A 20776-nucleotide genomic window follows, 5' to 3' on the forward strand; every position below is an offset into this window, starting at 1 on the left:
GGCGACCTGCCGGCACTCCATTAATTTCGTCGGCGCGGCCCAAGGCACCCGAGATATCCGGCCGTTGGCAACAGGCCATCACAGGCCCGTGATGATTTCCTGATTCCAGTTGAACGGCAGCAGGGCCTTATTCCCTTGTTTCTGCCGTATTTTGCCAGCAAATGATTCTGCGTCGCTGCACGGTGCTTCGCTGATTTGAGGCGAAGGACACAAATGCAGAAAGCCTCGCATGCGTACACATCCGAGGCCGGTAGAATGACGGAAGTCCCGTCGGAAAAACGGCAGAAGAGGCCTAGTGGGCCATCGCAAGGCGTTGACCGACGACACGCATGGTTTCAGCCATGCTGTGGGGGCAGGTCGACAGGACCTTCAGGAAGCAGTCTTTGCTGATGCGAAGGGCTTCGACGGCAGTGGAAGCCTTGACGGTCGCGTTGCGCTGCGTGCCGCAGAGAATGGCGATTTCGCCGACGACAGAACAGCAGCCTTCGGAGGCGATCTTCTGTTCGCCGGTGGGGCTGGCCTTGTATATGTCAACGACGCCGGAAAGCACGACATAGGCGGCATCGCCTTCATCGCCTTCGTGGAAGAGTTCCTGGCCTTCGCGGTAGCTGACCCGGTTCGAGGCAAAGGCGAGCAATTTCAGCTTGCCCGCATCGATCCCTGAGAAGAGCGGAACACGTCGTAACATCTGTACTTCGTCGTTCAAGATCATAACAGTCAACCGCCTCGATTTCGGCTATCTGATCACTTCACACTAGTCATGCTATCAACTGCTTGTATACCGTACCGCTTTCGACAATCGTCTCGTAGGTGCCGTCTTCCACCAAACTTCCGCCATCAAAAGCAAGCACCCTTTTAAAGTGTCTTGCAAGCGGGGTATTTGATAAAACCCAGACTACAGCAGGATTATCACCGCTCTTGGCCAGGAACGCAAGTGCCGCCTCCACGATATGCTCCTGGAGGTGGTGGTCCACGCCTGAAAACGCGCGGTTGAAGATGTAGTAGTCCGACCTGCGGATCAGCGCGCGCGCAAGGCCCAGCTTCAGGCGTTGCAGGTTGTTCATTCGCCGCCCGCCGGCGCCAATGTTCGACTCAAGCCCCAGCACCATCAACGCCCGGTAGAGTTCCGGTCGATTGGCGAGCAATTCGCCACCAATCTCCCTGAGCTTCGAAATGGCATCGCTGAAGCGATGATTGAGCTTGCCGAACACGATATTGTCCACCAGCGTTCCTGATGTCAGATAGGCATTCGGATTGTAACGTTCAATATACCCAAGGAGTTCCGTCGGCAGGTTCGCGTGGAACTGGTGACGCACCTCGACAATCTTGCGCATCAGCTTTTCGTCGAGCACACCGAAGCGATGGCGTGGCTCGATATAGAAGAAGCTGAGACGGATGAACGCAATCCTGTCTTCTTCGCTCGGTGTGGCATTGTGCCGCAGTTTCTGCAGCAGATGTTGATAGGTCGGAATCTCGTCCGCCCGCATGAAGGTGAGCTGCTCGAAGAACGGATGGTCGGGCGGCAGGTCGCTGAAGAGCTCCACCGTGCTCTCGGCAATTCCCTTGCCCATCTCGAAGAGTGCTTTGCCAAGGCCGCTTTCGCGCATGATGTTGCGGAAATAGGCCGTCTTGACGATCGCCTTGGTTGAGGCTTTCGGGTCGGGCATCATGCCGAAGAACAGGTTTTCGGCGACCGGCGCCTCGGTATTGTACTCGTTGTCCTCAAAGGGCACTACGAGATTGTTGAGGTCGCGGCGGCTCAGCTCTTCGCGCAGGTCACGGCGCATCTCGACGATCTGGGCGGCCAGTTCGGGATCGTGATCGTCGCCCAGCGATGAATGAAGCGCAAGCTGCAACACGTCGTCGGAAAGCTCGACGACATCCAGCACCGCCGTCATGGCGCCGTACAGTCCGTCCTTGCCGTTGGCGTGCAGTGTGCGCTCATCGATCCAGTTGCTGTTGAAGTCGAAATCCGGGTTGCCGGAGCGGCGGGCTTCGGTCACGTCCCATTTGCGCTGGTCGGCGGCGGAGCCGTTGTACTTCGCCGGCTCGATCGGCGCGTGCTTGAGGCCGTAGAGCAGGTTATCCTTGAGGCTGCCGTGGAAGAAGTAGGCCTCTGGCGAGGCATAGGAAATCCGCCGGCCGGTGATGGATTCCGGCAGGGCAAAGAGATCATCCTCCCCGGCCGTGACCTTGCCGCCAGCAGGCCAGGTGACGCGGGCAAGTGCCTCGGCAAGCCGGTCGCCGCCACTGGCTGCAGCACCGATGATGGCGACCGTTTCGCCGGGGGCGATCTTTACCGTCACGTGCTCCAGCACCCGGCCCCCGATGTCGTCGTCAATCAGCAGGTTCGTGGTGCTGAGCGGGCAGTCCAGAACGGCTTCGTTCGCCGCGTTGATGGCCTGGATTTCCGGGTCGATCAGGCTGTCGGATTCGAATTGCTCGACCACCTGCTCGTATTTCACCTGCACGTCCTGGCGCACGAGCTCCCAGTCGATCAATTCCTTCAGCGGTCCGGGCAGTTCCTTGTAGGCATTGATGACCGCCACGAGCTGGCCGACATCGAGCTTGCCGACAATCGTAAGATAGCCGCCGATGCAATAGAAAAGGAAAGGCGTGAGCTGGGCCAGGAAGTTGTTCAGGAATTTGACCAGGAACTTCCACTGGTAGATGTCGTAGCGGATGCGGAAGATGCGCCCGAGGCGCTGGGCGATGTCGGCGCGTTCGTAGTTCGAGGTGTCGTAGGCGTGGATGGTGTCGATGCCGTCGACGATCTCGGCGACGCGGCCGGCGAGCTGGCGGGCGGTGATCTGCCGCTCGCGGCCGAGCTCGATCAGCCGCCGGCGCATGCGCGGGATGATGCCGACCTGGACTGCCGCCATGGCAAACGCGATGAAGCCCAGCCAGAAATGCTGGATGAAGATGAAGATCAGCGCGGTCAATGCCTGACCGCCGAGAAGGGCGGGCTGCACGAAGGCGTCCGCGGTGAAACCACCGAGCGGTTCCACCTCGTCTTTGATCATCGAGGAGACTTCGCCGGCCTTGACGTGCTTGAAATATTTGGGCGGGAACCGGAGGATCCGGTCGACGAGTTCATACCGGATGCGCCGCAGGAGCCGCTCACCAAGCCGGCCCTTGTAGGTGTTGATGAAATACTTGAACAGCCCGTTGATGATAACCAGCACGAGGAACATCAGGCTGAGCGCCAGGAGCGACGGCATGCGCTCCAGCGGCAGGCCGGAATAGAGCTCGACATGTCCCCAGAACGGCAGGTCGAAGCTGATCGGCATGAAGAGCTGGGTATCACCCGGCGTTTCGAACCCGCTTCCCTGGATTGGACCGTTGACGATCTGCTTGGGCAGGTCGAACGCAAGGTAATAGGGAATCATCGACAAGCCGACGATCAGCAGGATCCAGAGCTGCTGCGGCCTTGTGTGATCCCAAATATACCGGGCGAGACTTTTTTCCATCGACGACTTCTATGCGCGAGAAAGGCCGCTGTCCTGTGTGAAGATTATAAGACAGGGGCAATACCGCAAGAACTAGGAAGTCGTGCGCTGTTTTAGTAGGGCCCTCACGATTTCGGCGGTGCGATTGGCGCCATCTAGTTGCAAAACAGGCACATTTTTCTTTGTTTCAGCCGCAAGCGCGTCGGAAATTGCGCTGGCCAGCGTTTCCGCAGAAAGCGCGGATTCCGTCACGATGACCGCCTGGCCGAGTCGTTCCAGCCGTTGCGCCCGGGCCGTCTGCTCGGTCTCGCCACCCGACGCGAAGGGCACGAGTACCGACGCGCAGCCGGCCTGCAGCACATCGCAGACGGTATTGTAGCCCGCCTGCGATACCGACAGCCGGGCCGTGCTCAGCAGGCTGCGGAAATCGGTCCTGAAGCGTGCGAGCTCGACATTGTCAGCCGACTGCGCGGCGAAGCGTTCGAAATCGGTTTGCGGCATGTTGGGGCCGGCAATGACCAGCCAGCGCCCAATGTTGCGGATGCGATGGGACGCCTGGAGCGCTGCCTCGACCAGTCCTGCGCCGACCGCGCCACCACCGGCAGAGACGACGATGTCGTAGCGTTCGGCCGACGGATCCGCAGGCGCTGCGCCGACAAGGCCGGTATAGAGGACGCGATCCGCGATCTGGCTTGCCAGCGGAAAGGTATCTTCAAGCCGAACGAAGCCGGGGTCGCCATGCACGAGGACATGGTCGAAATGGCGAAGCACGAGGTCGATCGTCTCCTCGTCGCGGCCCGGTTTGGCGCGCTCCTGGAGAATGTCGCGCAGCGACGTCATAAGCAGCGGTCGCCGCTCGCTTTTCTCGATTGCGTCGATCAGCGGCAAAAGCTCGAAACGCACCTGCCGGCGGCCGAAGGGAAAGGCTTCGAGGATGACGACATCCGGCCGGCACGCATGGTAGGAGGCCAGAAGCTTGTCGCGCCGATCCGCCTTGAAGGCATCGTCGACGACGTTGCCGTTCGCATCGACGAGCGCCGAAAAACCACCGTCTCCGACTGCTATGGCAGGCAGGGCGACATGGTCGATGCCGGGGCCGGGGAATCCGTCGACCGGCATGCCGCCTGTCACGAGCGTGACGTCGAACCCGTTTTCCCCGAGCGCCCGCGCGATGCGGCTGGCGCGCGCCAGATGCCCGATGCCGAGCAGGTGTTGCACATAGAAGAAGACGCGCGGCCGGGCGCCGTTTGCCGCAGCAGGAACCGTCATGCGGCTTCTCGCGCTCCGGCTTCGAAAAGCCCCTTCAATTGCGAGATGCTGGCGTGGTGATCGAAGCTGCCGCGCACCTTGGCTTCCGCCGCCTGGCCGAGCCGCTCCCGCAAGGCTGGGTCACGGATTGCCCTTTCGAGCGCGCCGGCGAGGGCGGCCGCGTCTTCGGAGGGCACCAACAGTCCGTTGACGTCATCCTCGAACAGTTCGGGAATGCCGGAAATATCCGTGGCGACGCAGGTCAAACGCTGGCTGGCCGCTTCCACCAGCACGTTGGGCAGACCGTCCCGGTCGCCGTCGGCGGTGATACGGCAGGCGAGCGCAAAGATGTCGGCCTTGCGATAGGCCTCCAGCACATCCTTCTGATCGACGGCACCGAGCCAGGTGGTCCTGTCCGCAATGCCGAGTTCGTCCGCAAGCTTTTGCAGCTTCGGTCGCTCGCCGCCGTCGCCGGCATGGACGAAACGCCAGTGGAGCTCGGCGGGAAGCTTGGCGAATGCCCGCAGCAGCACGTCATAGCCCTTTTTCGGCACGGCTCGCCCGACACTGATGATGGTGACAGGGGCGGCGGCATCGGAGCCGTCGCGCGGTGGCCGGGCATGCTCGAAGCGCGGAAAACGATCGAGGTCGAGGCCATGGTAGCTGAGATGCACCCGGTTGCGGTTCTGCGCGGCGAGGGTTTGCAGGTGCGCGTGGCCGCTCTTCGTGCAGGTCACGGCCCAATGGGCGGTCGCAAGCTTGCCGGCAAGCTCCCAATCCTCGGAGGTCCAGATGTCCTTGGCGTGGGCGGAGACCGTCCAGGGAATACCGAGCATCTGGCTCGCATAGCTGGCGACGGAAGCCGGCGTGTGGATGAAATGCGCATGCAGCCAATCGGCACTTTCCGGCCATTCGCGCACGAGGACGGCGGCCTGACCGAAGCGGCGAAAACGGTTGCGGCTGAAATCCCGCCGCAGGTCCTTCAGGAACCGGCTAAACGCGGTGGCAAAACCGGGCGCGCGAAAACTTGTAAACAAGCCGCGCAGAACCCGGATCGGCTCCTCGTGCAGGTATTCCGGCAGATAATGCACCGGCGCCTTGATCTCGTCATGCACGGGGTGACGCTTGCGATCGGTCGGACGGCGGAGCGAAACGAGGACGAGGTCGAGCCCGGCGCGTTCAAGACCGAGCAATTCCTGCGCGATGAAGGTTTCCGACAAGCGCGGATAGCCCTTCAGGAGAACGACGATTTTTCGCGGCTGCGACAACGCGGCTTCGCCTCCCATCAGGCAACGGGTGGCGTGAGGTCACGCGCGGCAAGCTCGTCGCCGACAATGCGGGCGATGTTGCGAAGCCCTTCGAGCCGCAGCTCGGGGTTGCCGCCCGAGGGGGGCGGGCGTTTCGGCAGGGCTTTCAGGGCGGCGGCAAGCCGCAGCGGGTCGCTCGATTCGTCCGGCAGCAGCATGTCGATCAGGCCAAGCTCTGCGGCGCGGGTGGCGCGTATCAGTTGCTCTTCACGCGGCTGCACGCGCGGCACGATCAATGCCGGCTTGTCGAAGGAGAGAATTTCGCAATAGGTGTTGTAGCCGCCCATGGCCACGACGGCCTGGGCACCGGCAACCAGGTCCTCCATGCGTGAATCGAACTCGATCACCTCGACATAGGGGATTTTCGCGGCTTCCTGCGTGAGCTTCGTGCGCTGTTCCTGCGGCATGTAGGGGCCAAGCACGATGAGCGCCCTGTGGGTCAACTCGGGATCCTGCTGGTAGGCCCGAAGGACGTCCTGCACCAGTTCCGCCCCATCGCCGCCGCCACCCGTGGTTACGAGCAGGTAGTCGCCGGACGGCTGATACTGGGCGCGGTCCATCTGAAGCGCGTTGCGTTGCAGGAAACCGACGAAATTCAATTTTTCCCGCACACCCTTCGGCACGTCGAGGCCGACGAGGGGGTCGTAGAAGTCCGGCGGACCATACACCCAGATATCGTCGTACAAGCGGTCGATCTTGTGCATGACGTCCTTGCGCTTCCACTCGGCTTCGAGCAGGTGCGGCGAGTCCATCACTTCGCGCAGGCCGAGAATGAGGCGTTTGCCACGGCTCTTGAGGTAGCTGAGCGTCTCTTCCACCTCGCCGCCGAGACCCATCGGCTCCTTGTCGATGATGAAGATGTCCGGATTGAAGGTTTCCGCGGTATGGCGGATGATCGACCGGCGCATGGTCAAAGTGTCTTCAAGATCGATATGTCGCTCCAGCGACGTGTACTCGCCGTTGCGCAGCTTGATGACGCTCGGGATCTTCACGAAGTCGACGCGGGCGCGATAATCGAAGGCGCCGGCGATCGTCGCGCCGGAAATGATCAGAACGTTGAGGCCGCGATACTCCTCCACCAGCGCATGGGCGATCGTGCGACACCGGCGCAGATGACCGAGGCCGAACGTGTCGTGGCTGTACATGAGGATGCGGGCGTGTTCGAAGCTCCGGCTCATGGTGTAAGCCTCCGGGCTCCTGCCCAGTTCGCCTTCAAGCAACGGCGATTGTTCTGCATTCGTTATCCCAATTTCACTTATAGGGGTCAGCCGCATCGCGTAGTCCATCGCCAAGGAAGTTGAAAGCAAGAATTACTAGTACGACTGGCACCACCGGATACAGCAGCCAAGGGTATAGGGCGATAATGTTGATGCTGCGGGCTTCCGTCAGGAGAATGCCCCAGCTGGTGATGGGCGGGCGAAGACCGAGCCCGAGGAAACTCAATGCCGTCTCCCCGAGGATCATGCCCGGGATGGTCAGCGTTGCGCTGGCGATCAGATGAGACATGAAGCCGGGAATGAGATGGCGGCGAATGATGCGGGTGCTGCCGGCACCCATGACTTGCGCCGCCAATACATAATCTTCCTCGCGTAAGGCAAGAAGTTTCGAGCGTACGGCACGCGCCAGCCCGGTCCAGTCGAGCATGCCGAGAATGATTGTAATGCCGATATAGACGAAAATCGGGCTCCAGGTGACGGGGATGATGGCGGCAAGCGCCATCCATAGCGGAATGCTGGGAATGGACTGCAAAACCTCGATCACGCGCTGCACGATGAGGTCGAACCAGCCGCCATGGTAGCCGGCGAGCCCGCCGATCACGATCCCGAGAACAAAGCTCATCATCACGCCGAGTGCGCCGATGGTGAGCGAAATGCGGGCGCCGTAGAGGATGCGCGAGAGCATGTCCCGGCCCAGCCGGTCGGTGCCGAGGAAGAAGAACTGTCCCCCTTCCGCCGGGCAGACGAGATGGACGTCCGACTTGAAAAGGCCCCAGAACTTGTAAGCATCACCGCGGCAGAAGAAACGCAGCTTCTGCACGTCCGACGTATCGTCCGTATAGACGCGCTTCAGATTGTCCATGTTGAGCGTCATGCGCTGGCCGTAGACGAAGGGGCCGACGAAGGCGCCCTCGTGCATGAAGCGCAATGTCTGCGGCGGGGAATAGATGAAGTCGATGTTGCGCGTGTGCAGATTGTAGGGCGACAGGAACTCGCTGATGATGATCATCAAGTAGATCAGGATCAGGAAGATGCCGGAGGCGAGCGCCATCCTGTGACGGCGGAACTGCCACCACATCAATTGGAACTGCGAGGCCTGGGCGACCGCCTGCAACTCTTCCGTCTTGCGTTCGGCCGCATAGGGATCGAACGGCGCGTCGGAAACGAAATGGCCGAGGGGCGCGCCGGGTTCAGGGAGCGAGGTCTTCACTTGCGGCTTCCTCCGCCGAGCCGGATGCGCGGATCGAGGATCGCGAGCGCGATGTCGGAGACCAGCACGCCGATGACCGTCAGGAAGGCGAGGAACATCAGAAAGGAACCGGCGAGATACATATCCTGCGTCTGAAGGGCCTTGATCAGCATCGGGCCGGTGGTCTCCAGGGAGAGCACGATGGCGGTGACTTCCGCGCCGGAAATGATCGAGGGCAGGATCGAGCCGATGTCGGATATGAAGAAGTTCAAGGACATGCGAAGCGGATACTTGGTCAGAACGCGCATCGGATGCAGGCCTTTGGAGCGCGCGGTCACGACATATTGCTTGTTAAGTTCATCGAGCAGGTTGGCGCGCAGGCGCCGCACCATGCCTGCCGTGCCAGCCGTACCGATGATGATGACCGGAATCCAGATATGCGAAAGGATGGAGCGGAATTTCTCCCAACTCATCGGCGCACCCAGGAACTGGCGGTCCATCAGCCCGCCGATCGACACGCCGAACCAGATATTGGCGAAATACATGACGATGAGCGCCAGCATGAAGTTCGGCACGGCGATGCCGATCAGGCCGGCAAGCGTCAGGCCGTAATCGCCCCAGCTATACTGATGCGTGGCCGAATAGATGCCGATCGGGAAGGCAAGCAGCCAGGTGAAGAGGATGGTGACGGTGGAGACGAGGACCGTCAGCCACAATCGGTCGCCGACCACCTCGGAAACCGGAAGGCGATATTCGAATGAATAGCCGAAATCGCCGATCAGCATGCCGCCGACCCAATGCAGGTAGCGCAACGGCGCCGGTTTGTCGAAGCCGTAGCGCTCGCGCAGTTCCTCGATTTCGGCCATGTCGGTGGCTTCGCCCATGGCGCGCAACTCCGCGACATAGCTTTCGAAATAGTCGCCGGGCGGAAGCTCGATGATGGTGAAGACCAGCATCGAGATGAGGATGAGCGTCGGCACCATGACCGTGATGCGCCCGAGAATGTAGCGAACCATCACGCGCCTCCTTCGTACCAGAACGTATCCGGCATGTAGACGCCGAGGAAACTGGTCGGGTTGAAGCCGCAGAGCGCCTTGTCGGGCACGTTGCGCATCCGGCGGGCGCGTACGACCGGCTGGGAAATGCCGTTGACGGTGCCGATGGTGAAGACCTGATCGGCGTGGTGCGCCAGCATCTCATGCCAGATTGCCGTTCGCTCGTCGTCGGTCGTGGTCATCTGCCAGGCATCGTATTTGTCGACGAGATATTGCACTTCCGGCATGTCCGGCGGTTCGCCCTTGGTTTTGACGGTCGCAAAGTACATGCCCCAGACAGGCCATTGGTACTGGTCGTCGGAGGTCGGCGCGAGTTCGGAGGGCGACATTTCCGGTGTCGGCACGCCGTTGTCGAGCCCATACCATACGGACATGATGACCTCGCCGCCGATGGCGCGGCTGCGGAAGATGTCGCGCTGCGACGTGCGCACGAATAGCCCCAGGCCGACCGTGCGGAAATGATCGGTGATCAGTTCGAGCACGTCTGTCTCCAGCGTGCTTTCACCGGCGCTTTCGACGACGAGATGGGCGGAGCGACCGTCCGGAAGGAGGCGCAGGCCTTCATCGTCGCGTTTGTCGAGACCGGCCTCATCGAGCAGGCGGTTGGCCTGGTCCGGATCATAGGACGCCCAGGCCTTGGCATAGTCCTGCTTGAAAAGCGGGCTGTCCGGCAACACCGTATTGGCGCTCTCCTGGCCGAGACCATAGAACACCGCCTTGTTGATTTCCGTGCGGTTGATGGCAAGCGACATCGCCCGGCGCACCCGCACGTCCCGCAGAACCTTCTGCCAGCCTTTGTCGCCGCAGTTGAGGTTGGGGATCAGCGCGACCCGCGAGCCGAGCGTGCGCTTCCACAGCACCACATTCAGCGGATAGATCGTTTCGGCTTCCTTGAGGAGGGTGTAGTCGGCAAAATCGAGATTGGCGATCTGCAGGTCGCTTTCCCCGGTCGCCGTCTTGGCGGAAATGAGATCGGGCGAGGAGACATTCATCACGACGCGGTCGATATAGGGGAGCTGTACCCCGTTCTCGTCCACCCGGTGGAAGAAGGGATTGCGATCGAAGATGAACTGCTCGGCCGGCGGGGCCGTGCGCGGGCGCCAGGCTTCCAGCGTCGGCAGATCCGGATTTTCTGGCCGGTTCTGTCGCGACATCTTGATGTGCAGCCCGCGCCAGTCGTCGACGCGTTGCTTCTGGATATGCTTTTCCAGAACGTCGGCGGCCTGAAACTTCTTGTGGAACTGCCGCATGTAAGCGGATGGCAGCGCCAGCACCAGCGGGATGGGGGCGGCGAGTTTCGGCAGGAAATCCGGGATCGGCTTTTCCCAGCGGTAGCGCACCGTCAGCGGATCGATCATCTCGAAAGTCGGCGGCTTGCCCTCGACGAGCAGATCCACCGGCGGCCCGCCCTTGAAGAGTTCGCGATTGAGAATGACCTCTTCCCAGCAATAGCGGAAATCATCGGCGGTGAAGGGCTCGCCGCTCGACCATTTGTGCCCTTCGCGCAGGCGGAAGGTGAAGATACGCTCCTCCTCCACGGTGAAGGATTCGAGAATGTCCGCCTGCAGCTTCAAATCCCGATCGTAACCGACAAGCCGTGAATAGCTGTTGATCGGCATCAGGCGCACGTCCCGCTGCCCACCGATCAGCATGCGGGCGGTGCCGCCCTGGACGCCGGGCACGCCCCCCAGCGCCGCGGTGTTTATGATGCGGGGTGTCTTCGGCATCCGTTCGGCAACGGCGGGCAGTTCTCCCGCCTCCACCTTGGGCTTCAGGTAGTCGGATTCCGCGAAGGCCGTGCGGGCAAGGCCCGGAACGAAGGCGGTGGCGAGCAGGCCGAGTGCGGTGCGACGCGTGATCATGGCGCCAACTCCCGCATATCGGCATTCCTGCGGGCGAGAACGAAATGACCGCCGCCGAGATCGGCAGGCGCCATGCCGTCGCCGCCGTCTTCATCGCGGAAGACGCGGGCCCAGTTGGCACGCGACACGGCACTGGTCTGGCCGGCCGTTTCGAAATTCAAGGGTCGGTCGAGGTCCGGAAAGGCGACAGCGTCGAGCAGTGCCCTCGTATAGGGATGCACCGGTGCGGTCATGATGATCTCGCGTGGAGCGATCTCGACAATCCTGCCGGCCCACATCACGGCAACCCGGTCGGCCATGTAGTCGACCACGGCGAGATTGTGCGAGATGAACAGGTAGGTGAGCCCGAGATCCTTCTGCAGGTCCTTGAGCAAGTTGAGGATCTGCGCCTGCACCGACACGTCGAGTGCGGAAACCGGCTCGTCGCAGATGATGAGGCTCGGCCCCAGGGCAAGTGCGCGGGCAATGCCGATGCGCTGACGCTGGCCGCCGGAAAAGCTGTGCGGATAGCGCTTCAGCGAGGCCTCGTCGAGGCCGATCGCGCGGATCAGCGCCTTGATGGCCATCTTGCGCTTTGCGGTGTCGCCATGATCGTGGATGTCGAGCGGTTCACGCAGGATGTCGCCGATCGTCATGCGCGGCGAGAGCGAGGACAGCGGGTCCTGGAAGACCATCTGCATCCGGGTGCGCAGGCTTTGCAACTCCGCGCCCTTGGCTTTCAGGACGTCGATCGGCCCCTTTCCATCGTCAAAGAGGACGGAGCCGGCATCCGGCTCGATGGCACGCATCAGGATCTTGCTGACGGTGGTCTTGCCGCAGCCGCTTTCACCGACGAGGCCGAGGCATTCGCCGCGCTTGATGTCGAAGCTGACGTCATCGACGGCGGGTCGGTTCTTTTCCTTGGGGCGGCCTGGCATCTGCCAGTTGTCCTTGCGGATCGCAAACGTCTTGCTGAGATTGCGCACCGAGAGGATCGTTTCCGGCCCGGTGCGCGCCTGGTATTTCTTGCTGAGCAGGCTGTCCTGATTGACCTCGATTTCACGGAGCGGCTTCAGGCGGTCGCCGCGCTGCATGCCGAAATGCGGGATCGCTGCCATCAGGCCTTTGAGATAGGGGTGGGTGGGCTTGCGGAAGATCGTCTCGACCGGCCCGGCCTCCATGATCTCGCCCTGGTAGATCACCACCACCTCGTCGGCGATGTTGGCGACGACGCCAAGGTCGTGCGTGACGAGCAGCACGGCCATGTCCATCTGCAATTGCAGGTCCTTCAGGAGTTTCAGGATCTGCGCCTGGATCGTCACGTCGAGCGCCGTGGTCGGCTCGTCGGCAATCAGCAGCGCGGGGCCGCAGACCAGCGCCATCGCGATCATCGCGCGCTGGCGCATGCCGCCCGACAACTCGAAGGAATACATGTCATAGACTTTTTTCGGATTGTTGAATCCGACGCGCGACAGCATATCCTCGCAGCGTTCTCGCATTTCCGCGCCGGTCAGGCCGGTATGGATGCGCAGCGTCTCGCTGATCTGATCGCCGATCGTGTGCAGCGGCGAGAAGGACGTCATCGGCTCCTGGAAGATCATGCCCATGCGACCGCCACGGATCGAGCGGATCTTGCGCCCGTCATGCGGCAGCGGCAGGATGTCGATCGGGCCTTCGCCCGAGAGCGGATCGTCGAAGAAGATTTTTCCTGAGACCCGCGCCGTCGTGGTCTGAAGTCCCATCGCGGTCTGGCTGATAACGGATTTGCCTGAGCCGGACTCCCCCACCAAGGCCGTCACCTTGCCGGGCAACACCCTGAGATTCGCGCCCCTGACGGCGGTGATCCTTGCGCCCATCAACGAAAAGGAGACGTGTAGGTTCTCAATCCGCAGCAGGTCCCTCGGCCGGCGCGTCGCATTCACGTTCATATGTACTTTCTCGCCTGTCGGACGTGCATCCACACGGCATTTTGTTGTATTCCCCGTCCTGAGACTAGCGTGCGCATTTTTTTCTGTCCACGCCTTACTTTAAAGACAGGTTGAGGGTTGTTCTCACTCTGGCGGGAACCGATTATGACAGTTCTTTCCATGGCGTCGGAGCCCTCCATTAGGATAGATTGATGTCAGCCAAGCAACGATTGAACGCGGAACTCGAAAAAGCTGCGCGGCACCGGGACGCCGGCGCGTTCGACGAAGCCCGCAAGGTGCTGGAGGCCGTCGCGGTCGATCCGGAGAGGAACGCGTTGGGGCCGGATACGACGCTCGGCCTGCCGCGTCGGCTGCACTCCGCCCTGTTGAAGCTTGCCAAGGCCGAACAGGACCCCGTCAAGCGCATCGGCTACCAGTACCACCTCGTCCCCGACCCGGACATCCTGGCCATCCACGGCCAGTTTACCCTTGCCGAGAAGCGGGCGATCGCCGAGATCAACCGACTGGTGGTGCCGCCGATCATCCACCAGATCTGGATCGGAAGCGCGGACCTGCCGCCATCGACGAAAGCCTGGGAACGCCATGCCAAGGCACATGGCTACGGTTATTTCCTCTGGCGGGAAACCGATCTTGCGGAGGCCGGAATCTACGAGAACAAGGCCTTTCAGGCGATGCTGGCGCGGGAGGATTATCCCGGTGCGGTCGATGTCGCGCGCTATCTTCTGGTCGAGCAGGAGGGCGGCATCTATCTCGATTGCGACTGGTATCCGGCCCGTATGGACATCAGCTTCCACGACCTCCTGCCGATGACCGGGCTGATCGCCATGGCGGAGGATATCCCGCGCAAGACCGGCCGTGGCGGCCTCCTGCTGGCCAATTCGTTCGTTGCCACCCCCGCGCATCACCCGGTCCTGACCCGGCTCAACGCCGTTTTGCCTTCGGTTGTCGCGGCAATGCCGGAGGCGCCCGCCTGGTGGTCTACCGGGCCGCTGCTCTTCACCGTCATCGCGCGCGGTGGCAGCCTGACGCTCGCGGATGCTTCTTTCGTCGCGGGGGAGTTGCCCCGAAGGGCGCCGTTTTCGGAGGTCGAGGCGGCATGCAGGGCTTGCGAAACCAAGGATTCAGGCCTGCTGCTGGCCTGGAAGTCGTGGTAGCCGCTGGTCCGGCGTGATAGCGCACCGTATTCTATTTGTGACAAATTGCGTGCTAGAGCACTTCCATAGAACGTGCGAACCGGTTTGATGGACCGCGTTACGCAGCAACAGACAGACTAGAGTGTCCGCCACCGCGGACCTGCTTGGAGACATTGCACCATGAAGATCGCCATGATTGGTTCCGGCTATGTAGGGCTGGTGTCTGGCGCCTGTTTCGCCGATTTCGGCCATACCGTCGTCTGCATCGACAAGGCAGAGGGCAAGATCGAGGCCCTGAACCGGGGGGAGATTCCGATCTTCGAACCGGGTCTCGATGCGCTCGTCGCCGAGAACGTCAAGGCCGGCCGCCTGTCCTTCACCACGGAGTTTTCCGGCCCGGTGAGCGAGGCCGACGTCGTCTTCATCGCCGTCGGCACGCCGTCGCGGCGGGGTGATGGCCATGCCGACCTTTCCTATGTCTATGCCGCCGCCCGCGAGATCGCCGAGTCGGTCAAGGGCTTTACCATCGTCGTGACGAAATCGACGGTTCCCGTCGGCACGGGCGACGAGGTGGAGCGCATCATGCGCGAAACCCGCCCCGATGCGGACATTGCCGTCGTTTCCAATCCGGAGTTCCTGCGCGAGGGCGCGGCAATCAGTGACTTCAAGCGGCCGGACCGCATCGTCGTCGGCATCGAGGATGAACGGGCGCGCGAGGTGATGACGGAGGTCTACCGGCCGCTCTATCTCAACCAGTTGCCGCTGCTCTTCACCACCCGCCGTACCTCCGAGCTCATAAAATACGCCGCCAATGCGTTTCTCGCGATGAAGATCACCTTCATCAACGAAATCGCCGATCTCTGCGAAAAAGTCGGCGCCGACGTGCAGCAGATTTCGCGTGGCATCGGGCTCGACGGCCGTATCGGCTCGAAGTTCCTGCATGCCGGTCCCGGCTATGGCGGTTCCTGCTTCCCGAAGGATACGCTGGCGCTTGTCAAGACCGCACAGGACAATGACAGCCCGGTGCGCCTGATCGAAACGACGATCGCCATCAACGATACGCGCAAGCGCGCCATGGCCCGCAAGGTGATCAATGCGTTGAACGGTGACGTGCGCGGCAAGAAGATCGCCATCCTCGGCCTTACCTTCAAGCCCGAAACAGACGACATGCGCGACGCGCCGTCGATCTCGATCATCCAGGCTTTGCAGGATGGTGGTGCCCGGATCTTCGCCTATGATCCGGAGGGTATGGAAGCCTCCAAGGCCATCCTGGACAATGTGACCTACGGCAACTCGCCCTATGACATTGCCGAGGGTGCGGAGGCGGTGGTGATCGTCACGGAATGGAACCAGTTCCGCGCACTGGATTTCCAGCGCTTGAAGTCCGTGATGGCCAAGCCCCTGCTAGTCGACCTGCGCAATGTCTATACTCCGGATGAGGTCAAGCGCCACGGCCTTGCCTATGCCAGCATCGGCCGCGGCACGTCCGCCATGGTCGTGCCGGTCTCTGAGGCGGCGGAATGACGCATTTCCTCGTCACGGGTACGGCTGGCTTCATCGGTTTCCACCTGGCAAAACGCCTGCTCGACGACGGCCATTCCGTCGTCGGCTTCGATGCCATGACGCCATACTACGACGTGACGCTGAAGGAGCAGCGCCTTGCGATCCTCGAGCCCTATGCCGAATTCCAACAGGTCACCGGCAGGCTGGAAGACAAGGCAGCGCTCGAGGCTGCCGCCGCAATCCGCAAGCCGGATGTGATACTCCACCTCGCCGCGCAGGCCGGCGTGCGCTACAGCCTCGAAAATCCCGGGGCCTATGTGGAGTCCAATCTCGTTGGCTCATGGAACGTGCTGGAGCTGGCGAAAACACTCCAGCCGCGCCATCTGCTGCTCGCTTCCACCTCGTCGATCTATGGCGCCAACGAGAAGATCCCGTTCGCCGAGGCAGACCGCGCCGACGAACCGATGACGCTCTATGCCGCGTCCAAGAAATCCATGGAGTTGATGGCGCATTCCTATGCCCATCTCTACAAGGTGCCGACGACGGCTTTCCGTTTCTTCACTGTGTATGGTCCCTGGGGCCGGCCGGACATGGCGCCGATCAAGTTCACCGACGCCATCCTCAACGATCGCCCGATCGACGTTTACGGCGAGGGCAACATGAGCCGCGACTTCACCTATATCGACGACCTCGTCGAAGCCATCGTCCGCCTCGTCGATGTGGTGCCCTCGGAAGACAACCGTGCGGTGGCGCCGAATGTCGTCGATACGCTGTCTGCGCATGCGCCCTTCCGGGTCGTCAACATCGGCGGCGGGCGCCCAATCGAACTGATGGCTTTCATCGAGACGATCGAGAAGGCCCTGGAACGACCATCGAAGCGCAACTACATGCCGATGCAGCAAGGCGATGTGCCGCGCACCTTCGCGTCCACCGATCTCCTGCATCATCTCACCGGCTTTGTTCCGCGTGTCACGCTTGAAGAGGGAATCGCTGCCTTCACGCGGTGGTATCTGGATTGGCGCAAGCGCAATAGCGGGCGGCAAGATTCCCAGCGCAGCTAAGCTTGACGTGCGGGTGTCGTTCGCTTCGGCTGCCGCACTGCGTGCAAAGAAATTCTATGGTTTTTGCCAGCAATAGGTGTGGCTTTCTTACCTTTCCGGCTTCCGTCACGCATCATCGCAAACAATCCGGTTTGCGAAGGAAGGCCGCCTCATGCCGTCAATCGATATCCCCATCGACACGCTCATCCTGCCCGGCCTGAATGGCTCGCCCCAGGGGCACTGGCAGCGCCATTGGGCGCGTGACAATCCCGAAAGCCGCGTGGTCGAGCAGTTTGACTGGGCCTGTCCTGATCGGCAAAGCTGGCTCCAGCAAGTGGAGCAGCAGGTCGAGATGGTCGGCAACGACGTCTGGCTGGTCGGTCACAGCCTCGGCTGCGTGCTGGCGGCGCATTTTGCGCAAAGCCGGCTAGCGTCGCGGGTTCGCGGCGCGCTGCTCGTCGCCCCCTGCGATCTCGATACGACCGAAACGCTGCATCCCTGTATCATCAGGTTCGGTGCCATGCCGCAAGCGCGCTTGCCGTTTCCCTCGCTGGTGGTCGGTAGCCTGAACGACCCCTATATGCCGGTCGACCGCCTGCGCCAGACAGCACGTGCCTGGGGCAGTGATCTCGTCGATATCGGCGATGCTGGCCATATCAACATTGCCAGTGGTTTTGGCCGCTGGACCGCTGGTTACGATTTCCTCGATCTCCTCAAGGCACGGGCAGGGCGCTCGACCTACCCCGTAACGCAAGACGGCCGCCTGTTCACGGCGGCCGTCGCTAACGTGGGGCTGGCGCTCAACTGAGCGCCAACATTGTCTCAGCGGTGTGAGGCCCAGGGCACCAGGCGCCGTTCGATCAGCCGGGCGATGTATTCCAGCAGTATGGCAATCAACGCGATGACGATGATGCCGGCGATGACGATGTCGGTGACGAGGAACTGTGCTGCTGACTGGATCATGAAGCCGATGCCGCTCGTCGCCGCCACCAGTTCGGCAGCCACCAGCGTCGTCCAGCCTGCACCAAGCGCGATGCGGATGCCGGTGAGGATAGACGGCACGGAGCTCGGCAGGACGACTTCCGCCAGAACCTGCCATCTGCTCGCGCCGAGTGAACGCGCCGCATTGACGTGATCCTTGGAGACCGCGCGCACGCCGGCGGAGGTCGACAGGATGATCGAGGGCAGCATGGAAAGCGCAATCACCGTGATCTTCGAAGCCTCGCCGATGCCCACCCAGATGATGATGAGCGGCAGATAGGCAAGCGGCGGCAGCGGCCGCAGGAACTCGACGATCGGATCGAGAATGCCGCGGCCGACCCGGCTCGTGCCGATCGCGATGCCGGCAGGGATGCCGATGACAATCGATGCAATCAGCGCGCCAAAAATACGGGTAAGGCTGGCGCCGACATGCTCCGCGAGCGTCGCATCGACAAAACCCTTCGCGACGAGATTGTAGAGGGCGAGAACGACCTGTCGCGGTGACGGCAGGAAGACCGGCGAGACCAGCGCATAAGCCGAGGCAAGCCCCCACGCGCCGATGATCAGGACAACGGTGATCGCCGAAATGACGGCGACCGGCAGGGGACGCGCCGTACGCGGACGGGCGGTTTCCTCAGCCTCGGTCCGTTGCGGCAGGGCGCCGATTTCGGTGGAGAGCGTCATGCGGCCATCTCCTCGTCACTGGTGGCATGGATGAGGCCGGTGAGACCCGCATGCATGCGCTTGAAGAGCGGCGAGGCTTTCACGGCGGCCACCGAGGCGCCGTTCAGCACCTCCGCGTTGAAGCCTGCCTCGATCTCCGCCGTCAGCCGACCAGGATTGGGCGAGAGCACGACGACGCGCGTGCCGAGCAGCAGGGCCTCCTCTATGCTGTGGGTGATGAGCAAGGCCCCGGCGCCGCTCTCGGCCTTGATACGCAGCAGGAACTCCTGCATGCGCGTGCGGGTCAGCGCATCGAGCGCACCGAGCGGTTCGTCGAGCAGCAGGAAACGTGGTTCAGCGGCGAGCGCCCGGGCGATGCCGACACGCTGGCGCATGCCGCCGGACAGTTCCCAGATGCGCCGGTCGCCGGCATTTGCAAGGCCGACGCGGTCGAGAAGCGTGTCGGCACGCGCACGCCGTTCGGCAAGTGGTACGCCCTTCAGCTTGAAGGGAAAGGCGATGTTGTCGCGTGCGTCAAGCCAGGGATAAAGCGCATCGTCCTGGAAGACGACCGCCCTGTCGGCGTCGGGGCCGCGAACGGGTTCGCCGTCGACGGTGATCGTGCCGGCCGAGGGATCCAGAAAGCCGGCGGCGAGATTGAGCAGGCTCGTCTTGCCCGAGCCGGACCGGCCGATGACGGCGACCAGTTCGTTCGAGGCGATTTGTAGGTTGATCGTGTCGAGCACAAGTTTCTCGCCGGCGCTGCCGCGGCCGGGCCTTGCCGGGTAGCGCAGCGAAACGTTGCGGAATGTCAGGACGCTCATGGGGCCTCCGGAAATGAGCTGGCATTTTGCTTGGCGATGGCCCGGCGGCGCTTTCGCGCGACCGGGCCATCTCCGCCGCAGGATTTTTGCTGGATCAGTAGGCGAGCTTCGTTGCGTCGCTTACCCAGCGGGTCGAGACGTAGGGCTTGTAGTCGGAGAGTGCCGCCGGGATCTTGCCCTGTTCCAAAAGGAAGGCCGAGGTATCGGCAACCGCCTTCACCGTACCGCCGCCAAGCAATGCCTCGCCGGCCTGCTCTTCGAGCGTCGGGAAGATGTAGCCCTTGAGAAGGGCCGGGACCTCGTCCTGCTTGGCGCCCGTCAGGCGGGCGATCTTTTCAGCTTCCGGCGAGGTCGCGTTCCAGGCATCGGGGTTGGCGCGGTAGGCGGCGGTCGCATCGCCGGTCACCTTCACGAAGGCGGTGACGACGTCCGGATGCTCTTCGGCGAACTTCTTACTGACGATCCAAGCGTCGAAGGTCGGGCCGCCCCAGTCCGCGACGTCCGCAGAGGTGGCCAGAACCTTACCGCTCTTTTTCAGCTGCGCCAGAACCGGATCCCAGACATAGGCGCCATCGATATCGCCGCGCTCCCAGGCCGCCGCGATTTCCGGCGGTCTCAGGTTGAGGATCTCGACGGACTTGGGATCGACCTTCCAGTGCTTCAACGCGGTCAGCAGGCTGTAATGGGCTGTGGAAACGAAGGGTGTCGCGATCTTCTTGCCGGCCAGGTCTTCCGGCTTGTCGATAGACTTGACCGCCAGCGCTTCCGCCTCGCTGATCAGGCCAACGACGAAGATCGTCTCGATCGGCAGTTCGCGGCTTGACGCGGCCGCCAGCGGGGAGGAGCCGACATAGCCGATATCGAGCGAGCCGGAGGCGATCGCCGCAATCACGTCGGCGCCGCCGTCGAATTTCTGCCAGTTGATCTTGGCGCCGGTCACCTTCTCGTAAGTGCCGTCGGCCTGCGGTACGCGCGAGGGCTCGACAATCGGCTGGTAGCCGATGTTGAGCGTCACCTCTTCGGCAAAGGCGGTGCCGAACGACGCGGCCATGGCAAGGGCGGCGGTCGCGGCAAGCAGGGTTCTGCGGGTAATGGTCATGGTCCTCTCCTCAAGTTGCCGTTGCCCGAGGTTGGTGCGGGCCGGTTTCTAAAAATTATATAATCAATAAATTTAGTAGAGAAATTTTTGCCTCAATTTGACGGCGCTTCGGCGATTGCTTTTGCGTTTTGCGAAAGCAATCGCCGAAAACGGCTGGCGTCTATATCCTGCGATGCCGGAGGTGCGATGGAGGCGCTGAAAAGGGCGAAAAGAACAATTTGCCGGCAAAACCGATGCAGATTGGGCACGTCGCGCTGAAACCTACATAAGAGCTTGACAAAAGACGCCAATTTCCTTGC

The 20776-nt window shown here is 62.1% G+C and carries 16 protein-coding genes; 4 read left to right on the forward strand and 12 right to left on the reverse strand.

Going from position 1 to position 20776, the window contains the following annotated elements; translation table 11 throughout:
• Positions 1-292 precede the first annotated feature (292 nt).
• The 9 genes from GR138_RS15510 to GR138_RS15550 all read right to left on the reverse strand — a co-directional run bounded on the left by GR138_RS15510 (position 293) and on the right by GR138_RS15550 (position 13234).
• Entirely contained in the window at positions 293-712 is a 420-nt protein-coding gene (locus GR138_RS15510; RefSeq protein WP_160860144.1) for a cyclic nucleotide-binding domain-containing protein, read from the reverse strand.
• 46 nt (positions 713-758) lie between these two features.
• The gene (locus GR138_RS15515) at positions 759-3470 is read right to left on the reverse strand and encodes an ABC transporter ATP-binding protein (RefSeq protein ID WP_160860145.1); all 2712 of its coding nucleotides are present in this window, start codon (positions 3468-3470) and stop codon (positions 759-761) included.
• Positions 3471-3542: 72 nt separating this feature from the next.
• Positions 3543-4718, reverse strand: coding sequence for a glycosyltransferase family protein (locus GR138_RS15520; RefSeq protein WP_160860146.1), 1176 nt, complete (start codon positions 4716-4718; stop codon positions 3543-3545).
• Positions 4715-5965: a glycosyltransferase family 4 protein gene (locus tag GR138_RS15525; protein WP_160860147.1), complete on the reverse strand. Its 1251-nt coding sequence runs from the start codon at positions 5963-5965 to the stop codon at positions 4715-4717. The genes GR138_RS15520 and GR138_RS15525 overlap by 4 nt, the downstream gene beginning before the upstream one ends.
• Positions 5966-5982: 17 nt before the next feature.
• Positions 5983-7182 (reverse strand): glycosyltransferase family protein, encoded by a 1200-nt coding sequence (locus tag GR138_RS15530; RefSeq protein ID WP_160860148.1) that lies wholly within the window; start codon positions 7180-7182, stop codon positions 5983-5985.
• A gap of 73 nt (positions 7183-7255) precedes the next feature.
• Entirely contained in the window at positions 7256-8431 is a 1176-nt protein-coding gene (locus GR138_RS15535) for an ABC transporter permease subunit (protein WP_160860149.1), read from the reverse strand.
• Positions 8428-9426 (reverse strand): ABC transporter permease, encoded by a 999-nt coding sequence (locus GR138_RS15540; RefSeq protein ID WP_160860150.1) that lies wholly within the window; start codon positions 9424-9426, stop codon positions 8428-8430. The genes GR138_RS15535 and GR138_RS15540 overlap by 4 nt, the downstream gene beginning before the upstream one ends.
• The gene (locus GR138_RS15545) at positions 9426-11327 is read right to left on the reverse strand and encodes an ABC transporter substrate-binding protein (RefSeq protein WP_160860151.1); all 1902 of its coding nucleotides are present in this window, start codon (positions 11325-11327) and stop codon (positions 9426-9428) included. Before GR138_RS15545 ends, GR138_RS15540 begins: the two co-directional genes overlap by 1 nt.
• Entirely contained in the window at positions 11324-13234 is a 1911-nt protein-coding gene (locus GR138_RS15550; protein WP_160860152.1) for a dipeptide ABC transporter ATP-binding protein, read from the reverse strand. The genes GR138_RS15545 and GR138_RS15550 overlap by 4 nt, the downstream gene beginning before the upstream one ends.
• Before the next feature lie 191 nt (positions 13235-13425).
• Between GR138_RS15550 and GR138_RS15555 the strand changes: the two genes are divergently transcribed.
• The 4 genes from GR138_RS15555 (at position 13426) to GR138_RS15570 (ending at position 17718) form a co-directional block, all read left to right on the forward strand.
• Positions 13426-14388, forward strand: a complete 963-nt coding sequence (locus GR138_RS15555) for a glycosyltransferase family 32 protein (RefSeq protein WP_160860153.1) — start codon at positions 13426-13428, stop codon at positions 14386-14388.
• Between the two features lie 159 nt (positions 14389-14547).
• Positions 14548-15891 carry a UDP-glucose dehydrogenase family protein gene (locus GR138_RS15560; protein ID WP_160860154.1) on the forward strand — a complete coding sequence of 448 codons (1344 nt, stop codon included), beginning with the start codon at positions 14548-14550 and terminating at the stop codon, positions 15889-15891.
• A complete protein-coding gene (locus GR138_RS15565; RefSeq protein WP_160860155.1) occupies positions 15888-16931 on the forward strand; it encodes an NAD-dependent epimerase in 1044 nt (347 codons plus the stop codon). Before GR138_RS15560 ends, GR138_RS15565 begins: the two co-directional genes overlap by 4 nt.
• 151 nt (positions 16932-17082) lie before the next feature.
• Positions 17083-17718: an RBBP9/YdeN family alpha/beta hydrolase gene (locus GR138_RS15570; RefSeq protein ID WP_160860156.1), complete on the forward strand. Its 636-nt coding sequence runs from the start codon at positions 17083-17085 to the stop codon at positions 17716-17718.
• Positions 17719-17732: 14 nt separating this feature from the next.
• Here GR138_RS15570 and GR138_RS15575 read toward each other — a convergent pair whose 3' ends face one another.
• The 3 genes from GR138_RS15575 to tauA all read right to left on the reverse strand — a co-directional run bounded on the left by GR138_RS15575 (position 17733) and on the right by tauA (position 20477).
• Positions 17733-18575 carry an ABC transporter permease subunit gene (locus GR138_RS15575; protein WP_160860157.1) on the reverse strand — a complete coding sequence of 281 codons (843 nt, stop codon included), beginning with the start codon at positions 18573-18575 and terminating at the stop codon, positions 17733-17735.
• On the reverse strand, positions 18572-19378 hold the full coding sequence (locus GR138_RS15580) for a taurine ABC transporter ATP-binding protein (protein WP_160860158.1): 807 nt from the start codon (positions 19376-19378) through the stop codon (positions 18572-18574). Before GR138_RS15580 ends, GR138_RS15575 begins: the two co-directional genes overlap by 4 nt.
• A 94-nt stretch (positions 19379-19472) precedes the next feature.
• The gene (gene tauA, locus GR138_RS15585) at positions 19473-20477 is read right to left on the reverse strand and encodes a taurine ABC transporter substrate-binding protein (protein WP_160860159.1); all 1005 of its coding nucleotides are present in this window, start codon (positions 20475-20477) and stop codon (positions 19473-19475) included.
• Between the last annotated feature and the right edge of the window lie 299 nt (positions 20478-20776).

It is taken from the genome of Shinella kummerowiae (genome assembly GCF_009827055.1).
GTDB lineage: Bacteria > Pseudomonadota > Alphaproteobacteria > Rhizobiales > Rhizobiaceae > Shinella > Shinella kummerowiae.

Bases quoted from the DNA above. Each gene is read 5' to 3' on its own strand.
- GR138_RS15510 (WP_160860144.1), bottom strand. From the start codon at position 712: ATGATCTTGAACGACGAAGTACAGATGTTACGACGTGTTCCGCTCTTC.
- GR138_RS15515 (WP_160860145.1), bottom strand. From the start codon at position 3,470: ATGGAAAAAAGTCTCGCCCGGTATATTTGGGATCACACAAGGCCGCAG.
- GR138_RS15520 (WP_160860146.1), bottom strand. From the start codon at position 4,718: ATGACGGTTCCTGCTGCGGCAAACGGCGCCCGGCCGCGCGTCTTCTTC.
- GR138_RS15530 (WP_160860148.1), bottom strand. From the start codon at position 7,182: ATGAGCCGGAGCTTCGAACACGCCCGCATCCTCATGTACAGCCACGAC.
- GR138_RS15540 (WP_160860150.1), bottom strand. From the start codon at position 9,426: ATGGTTCGCTACATTCTCGGGCGCATCACGGTCATGGTGCCGACGCTC.
- GR138_RS15545 (WP_160860151.1), bottom strand. From the start codon at position 11,327: ATGATCACGCGTCGCACCGCACTCGGCCTGCTCGCCACCGCCTTCGTT.
- GR138_RS15550 (WP_160860152.1), bottom strand. From the start codon at position 13,234: ATGAACGTGAATGCGACGCGCCGGCCGAGGGACCTGCTGCGGATTGAG.
- GR138_RS15555 (WP_160860153.1), top strand. From the start codon at position 13,426: ATGTCAGCCAAGCAACGATTGAACGCGGAACTCGAAAAAGCTGCGCGG.
- GR138_RS15560 (WP_160860154.1), top strand. From the start codon at position 14,548: ATGAAGATCGCCATGATTGGTTCCGGCTATGTAGGGCTGGTGTCTGGC.
- GR138_RS15565 (WP_160860155.1), top strand. From the start codon at position 15,888: ATGACGCATTTCCTCGTCACGGGTACGGCTGGCTTCATCGGTTTCCAC.
- GR138_RS15570 (WP_160860156.1), top strand. From the start codon at position 17,083: ATGCCGTCAATCGATATCCCCATCGACACGCTCATCCTGCCCGGCCTG.
- GR138_RS15575 (WP_160860157.1), bottom strand. From the start codon at position 18,575: ATGACGCTCTCCACCGAAATCGGCGCCCTGCCGCAACGGACCGAGGCT.
- GR138_RS15580 (WP_160860158.1), bottom strand. From the start codon at position 19,378: ATGAGCGTCCTGACATTCCGCAACGTTTCGCTGCGCTACCCGGCAAGG.
- tauA (WP_160860159.1), bottom strand. From the start codon at position 20,477: ATGACCATTACCCGCAGAACCCTGCTTGCCGCGACCGCCGCCCTTGCC.